The sequence below is a fragment of the Delftia sp. ZNC0008 genome, from assembly GCF_000799035.1.
Taxonomy (GTDB): domain Bacteria; phylum Pseudomonadota; class Gammaproteobacteria; order Burkholderiales; family Burkholderiaceae_C; genus Comamonas; species Comamonas tsuruhatensis.
Window position 1 is genome coordinate 1 of record NZ_JTKZ01000052.1, and the last position, 3,852, is coordinate 3,852.

Annotated in this window: 5 protein-coding genes; 3 read left to right on the plus strand and 2 right to left on the minus strand. The window is 67.1% G+C overall.

From position 1 onward, the window contains the following. Positions 1 to 8 precede the first annotated feature (8 nt). Positions 9 to 695 (plus strand): hypothetical protein, encoded by a 687-nt coding sequence (locus L995_RS01505; RefSeq protein ID WP_082001459.1) that lies wholly within the window; start codon positions 9 to 11, stop codon positions 693 to 695. A gap of 11 nt (positions 696 to 706) precedes the next feature. Here L995_RS01505 and L995_RS01510 read toward each other — a convergent pair whose 3' ends face one another. Together L995_RS01510 and L995_RS01515 are read right to left on the minus strand one after the other, a co-directional pair. Then, positions 707 to 1,042, minus strand: coding sequence for a cupin domain-containing protein (locus tag L995_RS01510; RefSeq protein ID WP_016445980.1), 336 nt, complete (start codon positions 1,040 to 1,042; stop codon positions 707 to 709). Positions 1,043 to 1,142: 100 nt separating this feature from the next. Further along, complete coding sequence (locus L995_RS01515; RefSeq protein WP_012205499.1) at positions 1,143 to 1,595, minus strand: SRPBCC family protein; 453 nt, start codon at positions 1,593 to 1,595, stop codon at positions 1,143 to 1,145. Between the two features lie 221 nt (positions 1,596 to 1,816). On the opposite strand from L995_RS01515, the gene L995_RS01520 reads away from it, so the two are divergent. Further along, positions 1,817 to 2,800 carry a Bug family tripartite tricarboxylate transporter substrate binding protein gene (locus tag L995_RS01520; RefSeq protein ID WP_046986438.1) on the plus strand — a complete coding sequence of 328 codons (984 nt, stop codon included), beginning with the start codon at positions 1,817 to 1,819 and terminating at the stop codon, positions 2,798 to 2,800. Positions 2,801 to 2,868: 68 nt separating this feature from the next. Then, positions 2,869 to 3,852, plus strand: a 984-nt coding sequence (locus L995_RS01525) for a CoA transferase (protein WP_047468471.1), incomplete at its 3' end; no start/stop codon positions are given.

Consider the following 3,852-nt stretch of genomic DNA (forward strand, 5'->3'; position numbering starts at 1 on the left):
CCGCGTCGCTGCTGCTGACGGCGGGCTGCGCCGACACGCCCGCGCCGCGCGGCAAGGTGGAGGGCGCCTCGTTCGAGCCCAGCGAAATCGTGCAGTCCGACAGCAACCGCATGGCCACGCTGGCCATGAAGGAGAACCTGGACAGCCTGATGCGCATCATGGACAAGCTCTACCTGCGTAACCCCGCCGAGTGGAAGAAAACCGCCGAAAGCCGCGAGGCCGCATCCGCCTACGTGCGCATCGCCATCACCGAGCGCCAGCCCTGGGCCGACCTGCGCGGCGCCCAGGACGTGGCCGCGCTCTCGCTGGCGCTGCAGCCCGACTTCAAGGGCGACCGCGTGGCCGCCTTCGTCCATGCGCTGGCCGACACCATCATCACGGCCCACGGCGGGCGCACCAGCTTCACCCTGGTCCATGGGCTGGACCCGCAGCTGATCTACAACGCCGCGCGCAACGTGGAAGTGGCCAACTGGATACTCAACTCACGGCGCAATGCCGCTGGCGGGCCGCTGCTGTTGTCCAACCACCTGGGCGACGACGCGCGCAACCTGAGCTTCGAGCGCGAGATGGGCAAGATCATCGGCCGGCTGGACCTGATCGCCAACTACACCACCGAGCGCTACAGGCGCTCCTTCATCGGCTACGGGCAGGGACTGGTGGCGGGACCCTTCATGCAGTTCCTGCCCGTGCGCTGAGGCGGCAGGCGTCAGGACTCGTCACACAGAACGATGGTAACCAGAGCGGAGGTGTCTTCGATGGCGCGTACCGCATGCGCCATGTTGGCCGGCAGGTGCATCAGCTGGCCGGCCTGCAGGGACTGGCGGCTTTCGCCGAGCATCACCTCCAGCTCGCCTTCCAGGCAATGCAGGCTGACGCTGCCAGGCACCTTGTGCGGCGGCAGCGACTGGCTGGCGCGCAGCACCACGCGGATGACCTCCATGTCCTGGGACTTGAACAGGGCACAGGTCCGGGCACCCGCCAGCCGCGCACCAAACGGCAGGACATCGATGGCTTGAGCGGTCAGTGCAAAGGGGGTGGCCATGGCGGACCTCCAGGCGTTGGCGGGCAATACTGCCATTGTCCTCCGAAGCACCGCAATCCATCAACCGCAGCTGTGTGACAGCAGGGGCTTGTGCAGGGTCTCAGCCCGGCACGCTGGCCTCCACCAGCAGGGTCAGCAACTGCAGCGACTCCTGCCAGCCCAGGTGACAGGCCTCGGCGGGAATGACGGCGGGCACGCCTTCCTGGGTCACATCCATTTCAGTGCCGCAGAACACCTCGCGCAGCGTGATGGTGGTGATCATCTCGCCAGGCAGTTGCGGGTCGTCGAAGCGGTCGGTATGGCGTACCAGCCGGCCAGGCTCCAGGTCCAGGAACTCCCCGCCGAAGCCGCTGCGCCCGCCCGTGGACAGATTGACGAAGGCCATGCGGTAGCGCCCGCCGACCCGGGCGTCGAACTCGGGCACCTCGCAGATGTAGCCGTGGGGCGGCAGCCATTTTGCAAGGGCAGCGGCCGTGGTGAAGGCCTGGTACACGCGCTGCGGCGGCGCCTTGAGGACGCGGTGCAGCCGGATGGTGTGGACGGTGTGTGACATGCGGAACTCCTTGGCGTGGTGTCGTGCAGGGCTGCCAGCCTCGCACCGATGCAGTCCTTGCGCAAGAGGCGGCACATGGAGCCTGATGCAGGATTCAATGATTCATAAATCAAATCCTTGCTTGGTTTTAAAGAATTGGACTTGAATCATTGACGCCCGCACCATGGCGGCGAGCGCTGGATACACAGCGCCGCTTTCCATAGGAAACAGGAGACAAGCAAATGAAGCATTCCCCGTTGCGCAGGGCCCTGGCCCTTGGCGCTCTCAGTGCCATGGCCGTCGTTGCAGCGCCCGCTGCGCAGGCCCAGGGCAGCTATCCCTCCAACCCCATCACCCTGGTCGTGCCGTTCGCGGCCGGCAGTGGAACCGATGCCGTGGCGCGCGTGGTGGCTACCCGGCTGGGCGAGCGGCTCAAGCAGCCCGTGATCGTGGACAACAAGGCCGGCGCCAATGCCCAGATTGCCGCCAACCATGTGGCCAAGGCCAAGCCGGACGGCTACACGCTGTTCATGACCACCAACACCTCGCACTCGGCCAACCCCTGGCTGGTCAAGGGCCTGAAGTACGACCCGGTAAAAGACTTCACGCCCGTGGCGCGCGTGGGCGAGCTGCCGTTTGCACTGCTGGTCCACCCCTCCGTTCCTGCCAAGACCGTGCAGGAACTGATCGACTACGCCAAGGCGAATCCCGACCGCCTGTCCTACGGCACGCCCAACAGCACCTCGCTGGTGGCCTCGGAAACCTTCAAGTACGTCACGCACGCCCAGATCACCTCGGTGCCCTACAAGTCCAGCCCGCAGGCGTTGACCGACCTCATGGGCAACCAGATCCAGGTCTACGTGGCCGACCTGGGCTCGGCCTGGGGCACGATCAAGACCGACCGCGTTCGCACTCTGGCCGTCACGGCGGCCAAGGGTTCCACCCTGCTGCCCAATGTGCCGGCCATCGGCAAGACGCTGCCGGGCTTCGACATCACCTCCTGGAACGGCATCTTCGGCCCGGCCGGGATGCCGGCCGAGATCACCGAGCGGCTGAACACCGAGCTGCAGGCCATCCTCAAGGACAAGGCCGTGCAGGAGCAATTGGCCCAGGTCGGCTTCGAGGTCTGGCCCACGGCCACGCCTGCCGAGTTCGCCACCTATGTGAAGGACCAGATGGCCCGCTGGGGGCAACTGGTCAAGCAGGCGGGCATCGAGGCGCAGTGAAGGAGAGCCGCATGGAACAAGCGCAGCAAGGGCAGCAAGGCCCTCTTGCAGGGGTGAAGGTGCTGGACATGACCTCGGTGGTCATGGGCCCCTTTGCCACCCAGATCCTTGCGGGCCTGGGGGCCGAGGTGATCAAGGTCGAATCGCCCGAGGGCGACAACATGCGTCACGTCGGCCCCATGCGCAACACCGCCATGGGCCACATCTTCCTGCAGGCCAACCAGGGCAAGCGCTCCGTGGTGCTGGACCTCAAGCAGGGCGCCGCGCGCGAGGCTCTGCTGCGCCTGGCCGAAGGCTGCGACGTGCTGGTCAGCAACGTGCGGCCCCAGGCTATGGCGCGCCTGGGCCTGGCCTACGAGGACGTGGCGGCGCGCAACCCGCGCATCATCCACGTGAGCTGCTGCGGCTTCGACCAGCGCGGCCCCTACGCGGCCCGGCCCGCCTATGACGACCTCATCCAGGGCGCCACCGGCGTGCCCTGGCTGGCGCAGCAATACGGTGGCGGCGAGCCGGCCTATGCCCCCATGACCCTGGGCGACCGCGTCACCGGCCTGCACGCGGTCTACGCCGTCACGGCTGCCCTCTATGCGCGCGAGAAGACCGGCAAGGGCCAGGCCGTGGTCGTGCCCATGTTCGAGGCCATGACCCAGTTCATCCTGGGCGACCACATGGCGGGCCTGTCGTTCGAGCCGCAGCTGGGCGGCCCCGGCTATGCGCGCCTGCTCACGGCCCACCGCAGGCCCTATCGCACCAGCGATGGCCACCTGTGCGTTCTCATCTACAACGACAAGCACTGGCACAGCTTCTTCAACGCCATAGGCCAGCCCGAGCGCATGGCCGAGCCCATCTTCGCCACCCACAGCCAGCGCGCGCTGCACATCGATGCCGTCTATGCCGAAGTCTCGCGGCTGATGGCAGGGCGCAGCACCGCCGAATGGCGCACGCTGCTGGACGCGGCCGACGTGCCCAACATGCCCATGGCCTCGCCCGAGGACCTGATCGCCGACCCCCAGCACCGGGCCACCGGCTTCGTGCATGAGATAGACCACCCC